Source organism: Amycolatopsis cynarae, from assembly GCF_026802195.1.
In the GTDB taxonomy this organism is placed as follows: Bacteria; Actinomycetota; Actinomycetes; order Mycobacteriales; family Pseudonocardiaceae; genus Amycolatopsis_E; species Amycolatopsis_E rhizosphaerae.
In genome coordinates this window covers 7,433,083-7,450,927 of record NZ_CP113836.1, presented here as the reverse complement: position 1 = coordinate 7,450,927, position 17,845 = coordinate 7,433,083, and the positions used below count along the sequence as shown (strand labels likewise).

At 70.3% G+C, this 17,845-nt stretch carries 20 protein-coding genes; 7 read left to right on the top strand and 13 right to left on the bottom strand.

Going from position 1 to position 17,845, the window contains the following annotated elements; genetic code table 11:
* The first annotated feature begins 116 nt into the window (after nt 1–116).
* The 6 genes from ORV05_RS36210 (at nt 117) to ORV05_RS36185 (ending at nt 3,933) form a co-directional block, all read left to right on the top strand.
* Nucleotides 117–920 (top strand): SGNH/GDSL hydrolase family protein, encoded by an 804-nt coding sequence (locus ORV05_RS36210; protein ID WP_268756359.1) that lies wholly within the window; start codon nt 117–119, stop codon nt 918–920.
* Between the two features lie 54 nt (nt 921–974).
* Nucleotides 975–1,448, top strand: a complete 474-nt coding sequence (locus ORV05_RS36205; protein ID WP_268756358.1) for an OmpA family protein — start codon at nt 975–977, stop codon at nt 1,446–1,448.
* A 13-nt stretch (nt 1,449–1,461) separates the two neighbouring features.
* Entirely contained in the window at nt 1,462–1,701 is a 240-nt protein-coding gene (locus tag ORV05_RS36200) for a hypothetical protein (protein WP_268756357.1), read from the top strand.
* Nucleotides 1,702–1,744: 43 nt separating this feature from the next.
* On the top strand, nt 1,745–2,224 hold the full coding sequence (locus ORV05_RS36195; RefSeq protein WP_144592686.1) for a DUF6932 family protein: 480 nt from the start codon (nt 1,745–1,747) through the stop codon (nt 2,222–2,224).
* The gene (locus tag ORV05_RS36190) at nt 2,224–3,105 is read left to right on the top strand and encodes a hypothetical protein (protein ID WP_268756356.1); all 882 of its coding nucleotides are present in this window, start codon (nt 2,224–2,226) and stop codon (nt 3,103–3,105) included. Before ORV05_RS36195 ends, ORV05_RS36190 begins: the two co-directional genes overlap by 1 nt.
* Nucleotides 3,106–3,264: 159 nt before the next feature.
* Nucleotides 3,265–3,933: a DUF4097 family beta strand repeat-containing protein gene (locus ORV05_RS36185; protein ID WP_268756355.1), complete on the top strand. Its 669-nt coding sequence runs from the start codon at nt 3,265–3,267 to the stop codon at nt 3,931–3,933.
* Between the two features lie 128 nt (nt 3,934–4,061).
* On the opposite strand, the gene ORV05_RS36180 is transcribed toward ORV05_RS36185, so the two are convergent.
* The 11 genes from ORV05_RS36180 to ORV05_RS36130 all read right to left on the bottom strand — a co-directional run bounded on the left by ORV05_RS36180 (nt 4,062) and on the right by ORV05_RS36130 (nt 14,706).
* Nucleotides 4,062–6,791, bottom strand: a complete 2,730-nt coding sequence (locus ORV05_RS36180) for an AfsR/SARP family transcriptional regulator (RefSeq protein ID WP_268756354.1) — start codon at nt 6,789–6,791, stop codon at nt 4,062–4,064.
* 263 nt (nt 6,792–7,054) lie between these two features.
* Nucleotides 7,055–7,948 (bottom strand): ectoine hydroxylase, encoded by an 894-nt coding sequence (thpD, locus tag ORV05_RS36175; RefSeq protein WP_407652818.1) that lies wholly within the window; start codon nt 7,946–7,948, stop codon nt 7,055–7,057.
* A 73-nt stretch (nt 7,949–8,021) separates the two neighbouring features.
* Nucleotides 8,022–8,465, bottom strand: a complete 444-nt coding sequence (locus tag ORV05_RS36170; RefSeq protein ID WP_268756352.1) for an ectoine synthase — start codon at nt 8,463–8,465, stop codon at nt 8,022–8,024.
* Between the two features lie 11 nt (nt 8,466–8,476).
* Nucleotides 8,477–9,730 (bottom strand): diaminobutyrate--2-oxoglutarate transaminase, encoded by a 1,254-nt coding sequence (gene ectB / locus ORV05_RS36165; protein WP_268756351.1) that lies wholly within the window; start codon nt 9,728–9,730, stop codon nt 8,477–8,479.
* Nucleotides 9,731–9,779: 49 nt separating this feature from the next.
* The gene (ectA, locus tag ORV05_RS36160) at nt 9,780–10,280 is read right to left on the bottom strand and encodes a diaminobutyrate acetyltransferase (RefSeq protein ID WP_268756350.1); all 501 of its coding nucleotides are present in this window, start codon (nt 10,278–10,280) and stop codon (nt 9,780–9,782) included.
* Nucleotides 10,281–10,508: 228 nt separating this feature from the next.
* Nucleotides 10,509–11,264 carry an Abi-alpha family protein gene (locus tag ORV05_RS36155; RefSeq protein WP_268756349.1) on the bottom strand — a complete coding sequence of 252 codons (756 nt, stop codon included), beginning with the start codon at nt 11,262–11,264 and terminating at the stop codon, nt 10,509–10,511.
* Nucleotides 11,265–11,318: 54 nt separating this feature from the next.
* Nucleotides 11,319–11,645 (bottom strand): LapA family protein, encoded by a 327-nt coding sequence (locus ORV05_RS36150; RefSeq protein ID WP_268756348.1) that lies wholly within the window; start codon nt 11,643–11,645, stop codon nt 11,319–11,321.
* 36 nt (nt 11,646–11,681) lie between these two features.
* Complete coding sequence (locus ORV05_RS36145) at nt 11,682–12,506, bottom strand: class I SAM-dependent methyltransferase (RefSeq protein WP_268756347.1); 825 nt, start codon at nt 12,504–12,506, stop codon at nt 11,682–11,684.
* Between the two features lie 4 nt (nt 12,507–12,510).
* Nucleotides 12,511–12,678: a hypothetical protein gene (locus ORV05_RS36140; RefSeq protein ID WP_268756346.1), complete on the bottom strand. Its 168-nt coding sequence runs from the start codon at nt 12,676–12,678 to the stop codon at nt 12,511–12,513.
* A 456-nt stretch (nt 12,679–13,134) separates the two neighbouring features.
* Nucleotides 13,135–13,740 carry an alpha/beta hydrolase gene (locus ORV05_RS36135; protein ID WP_268756345.1) on the bottom strand — a complete coding sequence of 202 codons (606 nt, stop codon included), beginning with the start codon at nt 13,738–13,740 and terminating at the stop codon, nt 13,135–13,137.
* Between the two features lie 3 nt (nt 13,741–13,743).
* Nucleotides 13,744–14,706 carry a ring-cleaving dioxygenase gene (locus tag ORV05_RS36130; RefSeq protein WP_268756344.1) on the bottom strand — a complete coding sequence of 321 codons (963 nt, stop codon included), beginning with the start codon at nt 14,704–14,706 and terminating at the stop codon, nt 13,744–13,746.
* Between the two features lie 83 nt (nt 14,707–14,789).
* Between ORV05_RS36130 and ORV05_RS36125 the strand changes: the two genes are divergently transcribed.
* Nucleotides 14,790–15,242: a MarR family winged helix-turn-helix transcriptional regulator gene (locus tag ORV05_RS36125; RefSeq protein WP_268760052.1), complete on the top strand. Its 453-nt coding sequence runs from the start codon at nt 14,790–14,792 to the stop codon at nt 15,240–15,242.
* A gap of 180 nt (nt 15,243–15,422) precedes the next feature.
* On the opposite strand, the gene ORV05_RS36120 is transcribed toward ORV05_RS36125, so the two are convergent.
* Nucleotides 15,423–16,280, bottom strand: coding sequence for an amidohydrolase family protein (locus tag ORV05_RS36120; protein ID WP_268756343.1), 858 nt, complete (start codon nt 16,278–16,280; stop codon nt 15,423–15,425).
* A complete protein-coding gene (locus tag ORV05_RS36115) occupies nt 16,277–17,842 on the bottom strand; it encodes a benzoate-CoA ligase family protein (RefSeq protein WP_268756342.1) in 1,566 nt (521 codons plus the stop codon). Before ORV05_RS36115 ends, ORV05_RS36120 begins: the two co-directional genes overlap by 4 nt.
* Between the last annotated feature and the right edge of the window lie 3 nt (nt 17,843–17,845).

The window sequence follows — 17,845 nt, the reverse complement described above, 5'->3', positions numbered from 1 at the left end:
GAGACTGTGACCTTCGGCTGAACCGCCTGTGGCGCAGACCGGGATTACAGGTGCATCCTCGCGATGTTGTTTCAGGGGCGGATCACTATGCGTGCTGGGCGAGAGGGGAATGTGGCGTGTACGGCTACAACAGCTACATCGCACTGGGCGACAGCTTCACCGAAGGTCTGAACGACGAACTCCCCGACGGCAGTTTCCGCGGCTGGGCCGACCGCCTGGCGGAGATACTGGCCGGCGGCGAAGCCGGATTCCGGTACGCGAACCTCGCGCTCCGGGGCAAGATGCTCGCCGAAATCGTCGAGGAACAGGTCCCCGTAGCTCTGGAGACCAAACCGGACCTGGTCACCTTCTGCGGCGGCGGTAACGACGTCATCGTGCCGGGCAGCGATGTCGACGAGATCGCGGCCCAGATCGACACCGTGGTCGCGCAGCTGCGCGGCGCCGGGATCGAGGTACTGCTGTTCAACGGGCCCGACACCAAGACCCTGTCGGTGATGAGCGTGCTGCGCGGCAAGATCGGCATCTACAACACGCACCTGTGGGCCATCGCGGCACGGCACGGCGCGCGCGTGGTCGACCTGTGGGCGATGGACGTGCTGCGTGATCACCGCGCGTGGAGCGACGATCGGTTGCACTTCACCCCCGAAGCGCACCACCGGATCGCGCTGCGCACCGCGGACCTGCTGGGCGTCCCGGTCGCCGAGGACTGGCGCGAACCGTGGCCCGAGCTCGAACTGCACCGCGACTGGATCACCGCCCGGCGCTCCGATCTGGCCTGGACCAAGACGCATCTGCTGCCGTGGATCCGCCGCCAGCTCCGTGGCGAGTCCATGGGCGACGGCCTGTCCCCCAAGCGTCCGCAGCTGGCGCCGATCGTGATCCAGCACCAGTCCGCCGAGGACCGCGCGCCCGCCACCTGATCCGCCTTCCCTCGCCGGGTCGCGGCAGTCCGCGGCCCGGCTTAGGGTTCGGCTGTGTCCGGTACGCGAACCTGGTTTCCGGTCATCGCGGTACTGGTGACCGGGCTGCTGGCGGTTGGGGTCGTCGAGTGGCAGGGCCCCGCGCTGCGGGCCCATCTGACGTCGGGTGCCATCCCCGCCGCGGACCCGGCAGGCCTGCAGGGCTCACTCGATCGGGTACTTCTCGCGCATCCGATCACCTTCGCCCCCGACAGTGCCGACCCGCTCGACCCCCGCGGTCTCACCGAGGTCGCCCGGCTCCTCGGCACCGCCCCGCCCGGGACGACCTTCGAGATCGGCGGGCACGCCGCGGCCGGACCGGGCAGCGAGGCGACCGCGCTGGCCCTCTCCCGAGCCCGGGCGGAACGGGTCGCGAGAGCCCTCAGCGCCGCCGGTGTGCCCTCGAACCGGCTGATCCCCAGGGCCTACGGCGACACCAGACCCACCGGACGCGGCGACGAACGCCGCGTGGAGATCGCGGTGCGGTGAAGGGGGTGCCGGGATGTGGTGGCTGTTCGGGCAGATCTGGCTCTGGCTGCTGATCGCGTTCCTGCTCGGCGCGGCCACGGCCGCGCTCCTGCTCCGTCCCCGGCGCACCCGCACCCCGCCGCCCACCTCCCCCGAGGAGCAGACCGAGCGCCTTCCGCCTGCCCGGGACGAGTACCGCGACCCGGAACCGGACGACCCCGCCCGCGGCAGGCGGTCCGGCACACTACCGGTGGACTGGCCGCCCACGACCTGACAGGCGTTCCGGCTCCGCCCGGCGGCACTGATAGGTTCTGGCCATGCCGCTCCCGCACTGGACCACGGAGGGCTTACTCCCGCCTGGGCGGCTTCCCGCCGATCTTGCCGACATCTACGAACGGCTCGTCTTCGACGCCCCCTACCAGAACGAGCGCGAAATCCTGTTCAGCGCGCTGAACAGCTACCTCGGCGCCGTCGCCAGGATCATTCCCGGCGGTCGCGCCTGGATCGGCGGCTCGTTCATCGTGCGCGGCGACCGCGTGCCCAGCGGGCTCGACGTGGTGCTCATCCCGGACGACTGGGGCAGCCTCAAGCGAATGACCGGCCCGGCGCGTGACTCGCTCTACGGCCTGCTCACCCTTCGCGGCGTGATCATCGGCCAGCCCGCGATGTACCTCGACCAGGTGCAGCCCGTCGGCGGTCTGCTCGACGGCTTCCTGTGCTTCCCCGGCGACGAGGCGACCTGGGCGTACACCTGGTCCGGCCACGGCACACGCGGATTCCCCGAGGTGGTGTGGTGATGATGGAGTTCCGGCGGATCGCGGACGACATTCCCGGCGGGACCTGGCTCGACGATCTGGCCAGGGCGTCGGCGATGGCGGCCCACGCGAAGTTCGAGCGCACCAGCCGTTCGCCCCTGCTGCGGGTGTCGATGCTCGGCTCCACCAACCTGGACGCGTACACGTTCTCCGACATCAGCCGGGCACTGCAGGACGCGACCGCCAAGATCGGGCACATCATCCGCAACCCGCAGGGCGAAGTTACCTACGTCCAGCCCGCCGACCGGGACAAGGCCCCGCTGATCCAGCGCGGCCAGGCGGGCAACACGATCTTCTTCGGTTTCCCGGAGCCGCCGCACGACGACGCGTTGATCCACGACGGGATCGAGACGCTGTCCGAGCGCGCGGTGAAGGAACTGTGCGACTTCCTGCCCGCCAACGGCTCGGACGACGGCGCGCTCGACGCCGTCCTGTTGCAGCGGGACACCGTGCGCAACGCCGTCAGCGACATCGTGAACGCGGTGATCAAAAACGTCGGGGTGGGCCTGCAGCTGACTCCCACCTCCGGCGAAGAAGTGGCCCGCAGCATGACACTGGAGCAGGCGAAGGTCCTGCACAGCAGCCTGCGCGAGTCCCGGGAGGCGGTCGGGTACGAGACGGTGACCGGCCGGCTCGACGGGGTCCGCACCCGGCGGCGGATCTTCTACCTGGAACGCGAGTCCGGCGGGTTCATCCAGGGCGCGGTCGCGCCGGACCTGCTGGAGGAGATCAAGGAGAACCTGGACCGGCCGGTGACCGCCCGCCTGCGCGTGGTGCGCACCACCACGATCGACGGCAGGCGCGGCCGCCCGGTCCACGAACTCCTCGAGATCACTCCCGAAGTCAGCCTCTTCGACCACTGAGCGGGTGCCCTGAAGATCGCCTTCAGGGCCGGGAGTGGCTGCGTGTCAGTGGTCGTGTCAGTTCGGTGGCGGTCCGGTGTCAGTGCGGCCCTCGATCGTGGACTCCATCAGTTCACCGGGGCCCACCTCAGCCGGGCCCCCAGCGAAGGAGGGCACGCCATGCCGACGTTCAACACCCCCCAGCCGATCTCCGCCATCGTGGACATCCCCGCGGGCCACGTCCGGTTCCTCGCCACCGACCAGGCCGACACCACCGTCGAGATCCGGCCCGCGGACACCTCCAAGGGCCGCGACGTGAAGATGGCCGAGCAGACCAAGGTCGAATACGGCGACGGAACCCTGCGCATCCAAGCCCCGGCGAAGAACCAGTACTTCGGCCCCTCCGGCTACCTCCAGGTGACGATCGGGCTGCCCGCCGGCTCCCGGATCGAGGTGAAGGCGGCCAGCGTCGACCTCCAGGCCGACGGACGGTTCGGCGACGTCACCGTCGACAGCGAGCACGGCTCGATCCACGTCGAGGAGACCGCCAGCGCCCGCCTCACCACTGCCGCGGGCGACATCTCCGTCGACCACCTCGACGGAGATGCGCAGATCCGCACCAGCAAGGGCGACATCCGCATCACCGAGGCCGTGCGCGGCACCGTCGTGCTGCGCACCGAGGCCGGCGAGGTGGAAATCGGCGCCGCCACCGGAGTCTCGGCCTCCCTCGACGCCGGCACCTCCCACGGCCGCATCCACAACTCGCTCAACAACACCGAAGGCGCCGCCGCCCAGCTCACCATCCACGCGACCACCACCGTCGGCGACATCGTCGCCCGCGGCCGCTGAGGGGAATGGTCCGCACGAGTGTGGAACACGGGAGCGGGGGAGGTGGACGGCCGTCTGGCGCTCCCCCATTGCGTCAGACGGCCGAGGGTGACCTTAACGCAGAAGAGGGATCGGGGACTAAGAATTCGCTAACTGTGTTCAAGGCCGAGAGCTGCGAGTTCGTCGGCCATGGTGCGTGTGATCCGGGGGCTCACCCGCCGGTACAGCGCGACCGACAGGCCGAGCTGGGCCCGGGCACCTTCCCGGTCGCCACGAACACGCAGGATCCGCGCCAGGGTCAGCCTGCTCAGTGCCTCCTGCAGCAGGAAGCCCCGGTTCGCGGTCAGCTCGACGGCCTCGCGCGCGTAGCGGAGCGCCTCGTCGGAATCGCCGAGGTGCAGGTGAAGCTCTCCGACGTTGTTGAGCGATGCGACGACATAACTGTCGTCGCCGAGCCGCCGGTCGATCTCCAGCGCCGCGAGCTGGTGCCGGATCGCGGCGGCATGGTCGCCCGCGCGCTTCTCCGCGTCCGCGCGGCGGTTCAGCGCCTGAACACGCTGCCCGAGATCGCCGGCGCGCTCGGCCTCCTCGGCCGTTTCCCGCAGGCAGTCGATGGCCTCCCGGTACCTTCCCAGCAGCGTGAGCGCACAGCCCCGATGGATCTTGGCCGCGATCGCCAGCCGCACATCCGGAAGCTCGCGGGAGAGTCCGAGCGCGGCTTCGGCGTCGGCGAGGCTGCGCTCGCCGAGTTCGTAGGTCAGCCCGAGGGCACATCGGGCGAGCAGCATCCACGCCCGCGCCTCCGCGCTGCCGGACGCCTCCGCCGAGGCCGTGCCGATCTCCACCAGCAGCGACCATTCGTCCCACACCGGCCGCACGATCCGGTAGGTGTTCGCCACCCTGGCCAGGCGCCACACCTCGTCGTGCCGCCCGGCGTCCTGCGCCGCCGTCGCGGTCGCGATCAGGTTCGGCCACTCCGCGGCGAACCAGGCGAGCGCTTCGTCCACCGAGTCCAGTGCCGGCGCCACCACCGGCAGGCCGGTGAAATCGAGCGGGTCGATAACGCGCAGGAGCTTCCGGCGGGCCCGGTCGGCGACCGCCTGGTAGTAGCGCAACGACCGGTCCAGCACGTGCTCGCCGCGGGTGGCCAGTTCCCGCTGGTACAGGCGGACGAGATCGTGCTGGGTGAACACGTCCGGCCCGTTCTCGGTCAGCAGGTGGTGTGCGGCCAGTTCCCGGAGACGCGCGCGGGCCGCGGGCACGGAAACCTCCTCGATGGCCGCGACCAGATGCGGTCCGGCGCTGCGCCCGGCCAGCACCCCGAGCGCACGGAAGGTGGACGCGGCCTCCGGGGACAGTCCCCGGTAGGACACGTCGAGCGCGGCACGGACGCTCGCGTCGCCGATGTCGAGCGCGGTGAGCCGGGTCCGCTCACCGGCCAGCTCGGCCAGGAAATCCTCGACCCGCCATTCCTCGGCACCGGCCAGCCGGGCCCCGATGATCCGCAGCGCCAAGGGCAGGTCGCCGCACAACACGGCGAGCCGCTCGTGCTGCTCGGCGGTTCCCGTCCCGGCCAGCTCGGCCAGCAGGCGCACCGAATCCCGTCGGGCCAGCGGATCGAGGCGGCGCACGGTCGCCGCGTGCGACACCACCAGCCCGTCGAGCCTGCTCCGGCTGGTCACCACCGCCATGGTGCCCGGGGGCAGCAGCGGGCGGACCTGCTCGGCGGAGGCGGCGTCGTCGAGCACCACCAGCACGCGGCGGCCCTCGATCAGCGACCGGTACAGCGCGACCCGTTCTCCGAACCGCTCCGGCAGATCGGCCAGCGGCACACCGAGTCCTTGCAGGAACTGGGAAAGCACGTCGGCCGGTTCGACCGGCGGATGCTGCGGGTCGAAGCCGCCCAGGGCGGCGTACAGCGCCCCGTCCGGGAAGCGCCGCGAAGCGTGCCGCGCCCAGGACACGACCAGTGCGCTCTTGCCGACCCCGGCGGCGCCGGTGAGCACCACGACGCCGTCCTCCGGAAGTCCGTCGAGCCACGCGAACTCCGCGCCGCGCCCGGCCAGCGGCCCCGGTGCGGGCGGGAGCTGCCGGGGCACGATCCGCGTGACGTCCACCATGGCGGGTGGCAGGGCGGGCGCCACGGGCGGCAGGTCGTCGTTCAGGATGCGTTCGTGCAGCGCCCGGAGCGAAGGGCCGGGGTCGATGCCGAAGGAGTCGGAAACGTGCCGGGCCACCCGCCGGTACACGTCCAGTGCGTCGGCGCGGCGGCCCGAGTAGTAGAGCGCGCGCATCAACTGCCCCGCGGTCCGCTCGGCACGCGGGTTCTCCCGCACCAGCGCGGACAGTTCGGCGATCAGCTCGGCGTGCCTGCCCAACGCCAGGTCGGCATCGATCCGCGCCCCGTGCACGGCCGCGCGGAGCTCGGCGAGTTCCGGGGCCCGCACCGGCACGTCCGACAGTTCCGGCCCCTGCCACAGCTGGTGGGCCTCGGCGAGCAGCGCCGCACGCTCGGTCAGCGGGGCGGTCTTGGCGCGTTGCAACAGGATCCGGGCGCGGTGGGCGTCGATCCGGTCCGGGTCGATGATCAGCCGATATCCCGGGGCGACCGTTTCGATCAGGGCCTGGTCGGACGGCTGGACCGAGCGCAGCACGCGGCGCAGCAGGGAAACGTTGCCGTGCACGATGGTGCGGGCGGTGGCGGGCGGGTCGTGCCCCCACAGTGCGTCGATCAACTCGTCCAGGCCGACGATCTTGTCCGCGTCGAGGGCGAGCAGCGCGAGCAGGCCCCGCACCGCGGGCCCGCCGATGGCGAGGGGACGGTTGCCGGACAGCAACCGGACCGGACCGAGCAACTGGATCCGCAAGGGCTCGCGCAAGCCTGCCCTCCCTCGCACCCGATGCGACCTCGTACCACCGGTCCCGATCCAGTGGTACGAGGCCGCATTCGGTGAAACGTGCGACGGGCGGGTGCGCCCCCCGCCGGACTCGGCGCCGGCGGTCGCACAGGACTCACCCCGAGCAAAGGAGAACCCACGCCACCGACGACAACCTCGACCGCTCCGGCTCCTGGCCGGTGCGATGGCGCTACCGTAACAGGCTGCTACGGGGCTGCTACAACCGGCCAGGCCATTAAGGACGGTTATCGCGTAATAGGGGTGAAGTCGCGGCTCGCGATGAACGGCGGCCTCGGTTTCGCGGCGCCGAACGGTGCGGTCAAAGCGTTTTCCACACTGTTGAAGACCAGGAAAATGTTCGACCTCGGGTACGGCGTGATGTTGTTGCCGGAGCCGTGCATGACGTTCGAGTCGAACCACAGCGCCGAGCCCGCGGGCCCGGTGAACTGCTCGATCCCGTGCTCGGCGGCGAGGGCGGTGATGTCCTCCTCCCGCGGCACCCCGATGTCCTGCTGCCTGAGCGAGCTCTTGTAGTAGTCGTCCGGCGTCTGCCCGACGCAAGGCACGAACGTGCGCTGCGAACCGGGCATCACCATCAGCCCGCCGTTGAACGGGTAATTGTCGGTCAGCGCGATCGAGCAGCTCACCGCGCGCGGTTTCGGCATCCCGTCCTCGGCGTGCCAGGTCTCGAAATCGGAATGCCAGTAGAAGCCGGTCCCCTTGAACCCGGGCATGTAGTTCACGCGGCTCTGGTGGATGTAGACCTCCGAGCCCAGGATCTGCCTTGCGCGGTCGAGAATCCGCGGGTCCAGGACCAGCTCACCGATCAGCGCGCTGATCCGGTGCACCTCGAAGATCGACCGGACCTCGCCGCTGACCTTCTCGGTGATCACCCGCTCGTCCGCCTTGAGCGCCTCGTCGCCGGACAGGCGCACCAGCTCCCGCCAGTAGGTCTGCACCTCGCCGGGGGACAGCAGCCCCTCGACGATGTGGTACCCCTTCGCGTCGTGCGAGGCGAGTGTGGCCGCGTCGATCGGGCCGTCGGCCTCGGTGCCCCAGACCGTCGGGTCGGTACGTTCGATCGGCTCGGCCGCACCCGTGACCCGGGTCGGGTAGGCATCTTCGATACCGGTGTCCATGATGGTCAAAACGGTTCGCCTCCTTGGCTACCCCTCTGTCTTTTCGGTTGGGTGGCGGGAACGGGGAACGGGATCAGGCGGACTGCTCTTCTCCGCCGGTGTCTTCGGCGCCGTCTCCGAAGTCCTCGGCGGGTTCCCGGACGAGCGGGTACACCCCGTTTTCATCGTGCACCTCCCGGCCGGTCACCGGCGGGTTGAAGACGCAGACCGTCTTCATGTCGGTCCTGGGGCGCACCTGGTGCCTGTCGTGGTCGTTGAGCAGGTAGAGCGAGCCCGGCCGCAGCGGGAAGGTCTCGCCGGTTTCCTTGTTGGTGATCTCGCCTTCGCCCTCGTAGACGAACACGGCCTCGATGTGGTTCGCGTACCAGAAGTCGTTCACGGTCCCCGCGTAGAGCGTGGTCTCGTGCACCGAAAAGCCGACCTTCTCCCTGGCCAGGATGATCCGCTTGCTGCGCCAGTTCGGGGTCTTGATGTCGGCGTCGGTGTCGGTGATCTCGTCGAGGGTGCGGACGATCAAAGGTCTCTCCCTTACTTGGCCAGAACGGACTTGACGGACTCGTCGATGATCTGCAGCCCCTCGCCGATCTCGGCGTCGGAGACGGTCAGTGGCGGCAGCAGCTTCGCCACCTCGCCGTCGGGGCCGGAGGTCTCCATCAGCAGGCCGCGCTCGAAGGCGGCGGCGCACACCCGGCTCGCGATCTCGCCACTGGGGAGTTCGAGCCCGCGGGCCAGCCCACGGCCCTTGGCGGTCAGCCCGGCCTCGGGATAGGCCTCGGCGATGCCCTGCAGCGCGGCCCCGATCCGCTCGCCCTTCGCCCGGGTGGACTTTTCGAGCTCGTCGTCGCTCCAGTAGGTGCGCAGCGCCTCGGTGGCGGTGACGAACGCCGGGTTGATCCCGCGGAAGGTGCCGTTGTGCTCGCCCGGCTCCCACACGTCGAGCTCGGGCTTGATCAACGTGAGTGCCATCGGCAGCCCGTAGCCGCCGATGGACTTCGACAGGCACACCATGTCCGGTTTGATCCCGGCGTCCTCGAAACTGAAGAACGGCCCGGTGCGCCCGCAGCCCATCTGCACGTCGTCAACGATCAGCAGGATCTCGTGCCGTTGGCACAGTTCGGCCAGCCCGCGCAGCCAGTCCACGCCCGCGGCGTTGATCCCGCCCTCGCCCTGCACCGTTTCCACGATCACCGCGGCCGGCTCGTTGAGGCCGCTGCCAGAGTCCTCCAGCAGCCGCTCGAAGTACAGGAAGTCCGGGTACACGCCGTCGAAGTACTGGTCGTAGGGCATCGGCGTGGCGTGCACGAGCGGCACCCCGGCACCGCTGCGCTTCATCGAGTTGCCGGTGACGGACAGCGCGCCCAGGGTCATGCCGTGGAAGGCGTTGGTGAAGTTGATGACCGACTCCTTGCCGGTCACCTTGCGGGCGAGCTTCAGCGCGGCCTCGACGGCGTTGGCACCGCCGGGACCGGGGAAGATCACCTTGTAGTCGAGTTCGCGCGGCCGGAGGATCTTCTCTTCGAAGGTCTCCAGCAGGTCCCGCTTGGCGACGGTGAACATGTCGAGCGCGTGCGTCACCCCGTCGCGGGCGAGGTAGTCGAGCAGGGCCTGCTTCAGCACGGGGTTGTTGTGTCCGTAGTTGAGCGCGCCCGCCCCGGCGAAGAAGTCCAGATACGGCGTGCCGTCCTCGCCGAAGAGCCGCGTGCCGACGGCCCGGTCGAACACCACGGGCCACCCGCGACTGTAGCTGCGCACTTCGGATTCGAGCTTTTCAAAGATGCTCACTGGCGTTTTCATCTCCCGACTGATCCCTTATCTGGCCACCATTTCCGGGCTAACCCCGGGAAAGTGGCCCGATACGGTAGAGGTCCTCTTGCTCGTGCAGTTCACCCTCGTTGGGAAAGTCCGCTCTGGCGAACAGCGCGGATCTCTCCAGCGGCGCCTGCCAACGCTGTGCGAAGGAGGTGAACAATCTGATCGACGCCGAGTTGTCCGGGGTGATCGTGGTCTCCAGGTAGCGGACACCCCGCTCGATCAGCCCGCGGAAAAGCTCGTCCAGCAGGGTCCCGGCCAGACCGCGGCCACGCTGGTCCGCGTCGACGGCCACCTGCCACACCAGCGCGGTGTCCGGCGCGGAAGGCCTGCGGTACGCGATGACGAAGCCCACCGGTCGACCGTCCACTTTGGCCACGACCGAGGTGTCGGCGAAATCGCGACACCACAACAAATACGCATACGGCGAGTTGAGGTCGAGCTTCTGGGAATCCCTTGCGATTCGCCACAGCGCAGCGCCATCGGCCTTGGTCGGAGTTTCGATCAAGTGCTTTCCGGACATGTCAAAACAAGCTAACAGAGTTCGTTAGCCCGTTCAGCGCACGAGGTGACACACAGGCGAGCTACCTGCAACAACGAAGAAACACGTGTGACAATGACGACAAAAACGTATCATTTTCGCGGAGAATATGGTATAAGCGCGCTCTTCGCCCGCTTCGCGCGAATGGTCCCGGCCCGCACCCTCTCCAGCGTCGGTGGGGCTCGTTTCGTTACACGGTAGTGGCGGCGGTCAGGGCACGCGACTCTGCGGAGCGGGGTCGCAGGCGGCCCAGAACCGCGCTCCCAACCGCGACAGCCGGACGCTGTGCCGCACCAGCCGCGCCCGCTTGACCGAGCGCACCGCCTCGCGCACCACCTCGTCGGTCGCCAGGATCTCGTGCTGCGAACTCAGGGCGGTCTCATCCGGACCCACCTCGACCAGGCCCAGCCCGGCCAGGCGGGTCAGGTAGCTCGGCACCTCTTCGGGCAGGGTCACCCCGGCGGCCTTGCCGACGGTCGAGGCGTTGCGCAGCACCACCCGGCCGCCCCGGCCGAGCACGTCGACCGCCGGGAACGCCGAACCCCGCGCGAGCACCGCCAGTATCCGCGCCTCGTCCGGCGTGAGCTGCCGCAGCACGGTCACGTACAGGTACTCACGGGACTGCGCACGGTCGAACCCGGCCGCACTGTCCATCAACTGCTTCATCGCGGCCCGCAACGGCTCGCCGGCCACGACGAGCACGCCGTCACCAGGCCGCTGCTCCGCCGTGGGCCTCGCAGGGGCCGTCACCACGTACGGATCGTCCATCGAATCGAGGCGTTTCCGCAGTTCGGACACCAACTGACGTTCCATGCCGCGCAAACCGGCCTCGGCCAGCCCCGCACCGGGCAGCAGGCGGGTCAGCGACAGCCCGGTACGCGCGGCCCACCCGGCGAAGCGGCCCGCACGCCGCAGCAAGGTCGGATCCTGCGGGGAGGCGACGACGAGCACTTCTTCCCTCGACACGCGGTGATGCTAGCCGAGGCACCGTTACCGCGAATCCGCCTTGCGGGTGGGCCGTCAGTGCCTGGCGCGGTGGGCGCGTTTGGTGACCCGCCGCAACTGCATGATGCGGGCCGCGCCGACCAGCGCGACCACCAGGGCACCCGCGACCGCGGCGAGCAGCATCGCGACCCCCAGCGGCATCGTCCCGGTCACGGTCAGGAAGGTGACCGTGACGCTGCCGAGGTTCTGCAGGATGAACACCAGCAGGAAAATGAACAGGACGAGAGCCACCACAACGGTCACCCAGGTGCCGCTGACCCTGGTGCGGTGCAAGGGCGGCTTGGGCGGGGCGGACGGCCCTTCCGGGCGGCCCTGCGGCTTGCCATCCTGCGGAGCGGTCATATCGCCATTGTGGGACGGAGCGGTCGATCGTGCCGGTCAGCGGGACCGCGCGGGGGACCACAGCAAGGTCACCATGGCCCGCCCCGAAGAACCGAGATCCGGCGGCACACCGCGGTCGACCCCGAGTCCGGTCAGCGCGTCAGCGACCTCACCAGCCCGCTCGACCGGCAGGCAGAGGCGTCGCCGGGTCACGTCCACCAGCTCCTCGAACCGCGCGTGCTCCGGGAAGGGCGGCTTGTGCCAGCGGATCACCTCGGGCACCACACCCAGTTCCCGCAGCGCGGCCACGGCGTCGTCCGCGGTGGGCCCGTCCGGCCGGTCGATACCGTGGAAGTGCCGCCACAGCGGGTTGAGCGAGGTCAGCGGGTGCACCGCGGCCGTCTCCAGCACGATCCGGCTCCCGGCGTGCTCCTCCAGCGCCCGCACGAACGGCGGAAGATCGGCGACGTTGAACAACACATTGCCGCAGACCACCACGTCCACCGGTTCGACCTGCGCGGCCACCTCCGGCCAGCGGCCCTGAACCGTGCGGTAGGGCAGCGAGAGCGCACGCGCCCGCTCGGCGAACGCGGCGAGCAGGCCCGCGTCGGTGTCGACGGCGGTGATCCCGGTGATGGCGGCCGCGCAGGGCAGGCTCGCCGCCCCCGCTCCCGCCCCCACGTCCAGCACCGTGCCGCCCTCACCCAGCGCGTCGAGCACCGCACGGTGAGTCGGCGTGCCCGGCTCGGCGAGGTGGCGGTCGACCCGGCGCTCGAACACCGCGCGCGGCAGCACCCACGGCGACTCCGGCGCGGCGGCGAGGATCTCCTCGGGAATGGCCCACGCGGCCAGTTGCGCCGACCAGTCCGCTACCGCGCTCATGGGTTCATTGTCCCAGGAGCCGTCCGCCCACGAAGACGAGCCGGACGTCCTCCGGTCCCGCCGCGGTCACCAGGTACTCGGCGGGGTCGCCGGTCCAGTCGCGCGGCGAAACCACGATCAGACCGGCGCGCTTGCCCACTCGCAGCGAGCTGATCTCGTCTCCCAGCCCCATCGTCCGCGCCCCCGGTCAGCATCGTGGTGTCCACGGACAACCCGACCGGCACGGCCGCGTCCAGGAGCTCACGAGTCCGCGGGAAGCCGTATCCGATGCGCAGCTCGGACAGCGGTGACAGGCTCACCACCGCCCCGCTGCCCGCCAGCGCGGCGATCTCCTCGTCCGTGGCGTTGTTGGCGTGGACCACCTGCAGATCCGGACCCAGCAGACCGGCGAGGCCGGCGATCTGGCCGCGCGCGCCACGGGGCCCGCTCGCATGCACGGATACGGGTAGCCCCAGCTCACGCGCGAACGCCAGCTCGGCCCGGTACACCTCGGGCGGGACTCGCAGCGTGGGATTGCTGCCACCCTGGCCACGCCAGGCGAGCCCGAGGGACAACCGCTCGCAGTCCCATGTGGACGCCAGCCGGAAGGGCAGGCAGACGCGGGCCGCCCGCGCCTGCCGTGACCGGATCACCCAGTGGTCAGCCAGTCTTTCGCCGCCACCTCCGCTTCCGGCGTGATCAGGTGTCCCCCGCCGTGGCGGTAGGTGGTGACCTCCACCCCCTGCCGGCGCAGCAGCGCCGTCAGGCGTTCGGCCGAGGGCAGCGGGGCCATCGGGTCGTGCTCGCCGTTGGAGGCGAACACGCGCGTCCCGGTCAGGTCGGGAATGGGGGTGTTTTCGGCCAGCGGGAACATCGCCGCGAACAGCACGGCTTCGCGGATCGCGTCCGGCCGCAGGAGGGTGACCGCGGCCGCGATGTTGGCGCCGTTGGAGAACCCGACGGCGACCAGCCTGCGGCCGTCCAGGTCGTAGCGTTTTCGGGCGGTGAGAACGAAATCGGCCAACTGGTTCGCCCTCGCCACGACGTCCTCGTGGTCGAAGACGCCTTCGGCGAGGCGGCGGAACCAGCGGGCCGCGCCGTGCTCCGACACCGGCCCGGCCGGGGCCAGCAGCGCCGAGGACGGGCTGAGGTCGCGGCCGAGGCCCAGCAGATCGCCCGGGGCGCCCCCGGTGCCGTGCAGGAGCAGCAGCACGGGGGCTTCCGGATCACCTTCGAGGTACTTGTGGTCGAGCACGCTTCACACCAGTTCCGGGTTGTTCTCACGGGGCAGGTCGAGCTTCGGCAGCGCGTGTTCGATCTGCTCGCGGTCCGGTTCCAGCCACGGCGGCAGCTTCAGCGCGCGCCCCAGTTCCAGCAGCGGTTCGTCGACCGCGAATCCGGGCTGGTCGGTCGCCACTTCCAGCAGGGTTCCGCCCGGCTCACGGAAGTAGATCGAGCGGAAGTACTGACGGTCCAAAATGGACGTGACCTTGACGCCGCGGTCGAGGAGTTCCTCGCGCCATGCGGCCTGCGTCGGCTCGTCGGGGGCCCGCCAGGCGACGTGGTGCACGGTTCCGGTGGAGACCAGGCCGCGCGGAGTGCCGGGCGTGACGAGCACGTCGACGATCGCACCCGGTCCGCCATCACCCGCGGTGAAGCGCAGGCGGTTGCTGTCCTGGCCCGCGAAGCTCAGGCCCAGTTCACGGAGCGTCTCCGCGGTCGCCTCCTCCCCGGTCACGGACAACGTCACGGAGTGCAGGCCGCGGATCGCGCGTTCGGCCGGGACGAACCCGTTGTCCCAGGGGGCGCGGGGGTCGCCCTGCGGATGCGCGACGAGCGCGACCTGGAGACCGTCGGGATCGTCGAAGGTGAGCACGTCCTCGCCATCGCGGTTCACGATGCGCCCGGTGGTGACCCCGGCCGCGGCGAGGTGGTCCCGCCACCAACCGATGGAGTCGGCCGGCACGGAGAACGAGGTCGTGGTGGCCTGGCCGCTGCCCCGGCGCCCGCGCGGCGCGGCGGGCCACGGGAAGAAGGTCATCAGCGAGCCGGGCCTGCCCGCTTCGTCCCCGTAGTACAGGTGATAGGTGCCCGGATCGTCGAAGTTGACCGTCGTCTTCACCAACCGCAGGCCGAGCGTGCGAAGGTAGAAGTCGGCGTTGCGCTGCGGGTCGCCGCCGATGGCGGTGACGTGGTGCAGGCCGCTGGTCTTGATGGACATCGGTCCTCCTTGAAGGGCTGTGGACCAACCACTCTCCTCAAACCTCTTCTTTGGAAGATGTATTCCCGCGAGAGAACGGTAGAATCACGCTCGTGGCCGATGACGACGAGATCGTGACCTGGTGGGGCCTGGTGATCGAGGGCTACCTGGCCACCCAGGACAAGCTCATGGGCGAGATCGCCGAGCGCTTCGGCCTGGCCCCGGCCACCTTCGACATCCTGCTCCGGCTCGTGCGCACCCCCGGCCACCAGATGCCGATGACCCGCCTGGCCACCGAGGCGGCCCTGTCCAGCGGCGGGTTCACCAAGGTCGCCGACCGGATGGTGGCCGCGGGACTGATCCGGCGTGCTCCCAACCCGCGCGACCGCCGCGTCACCTACGCCTGCCTCACCGACCACGGGCGCGAGGTGGCGGACGACGCCCGCCGGGCGTGCGCGGAGATCCTCCGGCGCCGCGTGCTGGAACCCCTCGGCCCCGAGGCCGCAGAGGCGCTGGCCGAGGCCATGCGCACCCTCCGCGAAGTCAACGGCGGCTGATCCCCGTTCCCTGCTGCGCTTGTACGCCGGAGGCCGCGGCGGATGCCCTGAAGGTCGCCTTCAGAGTCATAAACGCCCTCAAGGTCACCTTGAGGGCACCGCCCCTGCCTCTGGAAGTGCCGTTCCCCTGCCGAGCGGCTGCCGTGAGGGGTCCCCTCACGGCAAGCGGCTCGTCCTGGTTCAGGCGGCGAGGCCGGGGAAGAGCTTGGCGGCGTTGCCGGACAGCACGTCCGTGAGCACGTCCTCCGGCAGGTCCAGCGCGGCCAGCGCGCGCACGTTCCGGCTCGCGCCGGGCACGCCGGGCCAGTCCGTGCCGAACACGAACTTCCCCGCCAGGCGCGGGAAATCGAACCGCGCGTAGTACTCCGAGAGCTTCTTCGGCGGCAGCCCGGCCAGGTCCAGCCACACGTTGTCCTTGGCCAGGGCCAGAAACGCCGCGACGTCGTACCACCAGCCGCGCCCGCCGTGCGCGAAGACGAAGTTCACGCCGGGAAAGTCCTCGACCACGTCCGAGAGCAGTTCCGGGTTGCCGAAGCTGGTCCGGGACCCGGGGAAGCTACTGGTGCCCGAATGCAGGATCACCGGTACCCCGCGCTCGGCGCACACCCGGTACGCGGCGTAGAGCTCCTTGTCCGCCGGGGAGAAGGCGCCGTGCACCGGGTGGATCTTCAAGGCCACCGCGCCGAGGTCAAGCTGCCGCTCCACCTCCGCCGCCAGCGGGTGGTGCAGGTGCGGGTTCACGTTCGCCACCAGGCGGAACCGCGCCGGGTTGTACGCCACGATGGGGAGCAGATCCTCGATCGGCTGGATACCGGTGGCGCGCGGGCTGTACTCGCAGAACAACAACGCGCGGTCGACGCCCTCGGCCGCCAGGAGGGCGTCCAGCGCGGCCGGCACAGGGTTGCCGTCGGCGTCGTAGGCGCTGCGCCAGTCGTGCGGCCCGGAGAACCGGTCGGCCCACTCCAGCCAGGCGGGTTTGAGCGTGCTCAGCCTCGGCGCGTGCACGTGGGCGTCGACCACTGTCCTGCCGTCGATCACGCGGGCTCCCCCGGGGCGAAGGTGTCCCGGACCTGCTCGCGGATCACGTTCCGGCGGATCTTGCCGGTCGCCGTCTTCGGCAGCTCGCGCACCCCGAGCACCGCGCGCGGGCGCTTGAACGAGGCCAGCCCCTCGCGGCAGAACTCGATCAGTGCCGCGGCGTCCACCTCACGCCCGGCCACCGGCACCACGCAGGCCACCGGCTTGTCGATACCGTCCCCGTCGGGCGCGGCGACCACCGCCGCCTCGGCCACGTCGGGATGCTGCAGCAGCCGCTGCTCCACCTCGCCGGGGGACACCCAGATCCCGCCCGCCTTCAGCATGTCGTTGAAACGGCCGAGACAGGTGTAGGTGCCGTCCTCGTTGCGCACGTAGCTGTCCCCGGTGCGCAGCCAGTCGCCCTGGAACACCCGTTTCGTGGTCTCGTACCGGCTCCAGTAGCCGAACGCGGTGGACGGCCCGCGCACGAACAGCTCGCCGGGCTGCCCGACCGCCTCGACCGGTTTCCCTTCCGCATCCCGGATTTCCAGGTCGTAGCCCGGCACCGCGGTGCCGGTGCTGCCGGGCACCACCGCGCCGGGCCGGTTCGACAGGAAGATGTGCAGCGCCTCCGTCGACCCGATGCCATCCAGTATCTCCACCCCGAACCGGGCCCGGAACCGCTCGAACAGCACCGCGGGCAGCGGCTCGCCCGCCGAAACCGCTTGGCGCACCGAGGAAAACGTGTCGTCCGGGATGTCGCTGGCGAGCAGCGCGGAGTAGAAGGTGGGCACCCCGAAGAACAGGGTGGGCCGCTCCGCCCGTACCCGTTCGGCGACCAGCCGCGGGCTCGGGCGCCCCGGCTCGAGCACGGTCGTCGCCCCCGCGGCGAGCGGGAAGAACGCGGAATTGCCGATGCCGTAGGCGAAAAACAGCTTCGCCACCGAGAAGCATCGGTCCTGCCCAGTCACCCCGAGGACCTTGTCGGCGTAGGTTTCGCAGACCGCGCGGATGCTCGCGTGCCGGTGCATCGCCCCCTTCGGTTCACCCGTGGTGCCGGAGGTGTACAGCCACAGCGCGGGCGAGTCCTCCCAGGTTTCGTACCGGGGCAGCGGTTCGGCGCCGGACAGCTCGCCCCAGTCGTGCGTGGCCACGCCACCGGCGAAGGAGATCGGATCGGCGCGGTCCAGCACGATGTGGGCGACCTCCGGGGCCAGCGCGATCGCCGCCTTGGCGGCCGCGGCGAACTCGTCCGACACGCACAGCACGCGCGCCCGCGAATCCGCCAGCACCCTGCCCAGCTCCGGGCCGGTCGCCATGGTGGACACCGGAACCGGGACGGCCCCGGCGTACATCGCGCCGAGGATGCCGGTGAGCAGTTCGACGCCGTCGACCATGCACAGCATCACCCGCTCCTCCGGCCGCACCCCGATCGCGGCCAGCCCGCCCGCGACGCGGTGCACACGGTCGGCGAGTTCGGCGTAGCTGAGGGAAACCTCCGGCGTCACCACCGCCGTCTTCGCCCCGTCGCCCTCCCGGACATGCCGGTCGACAAGGTAGTCCGCCGCGTTGAATCCCGTCATTAC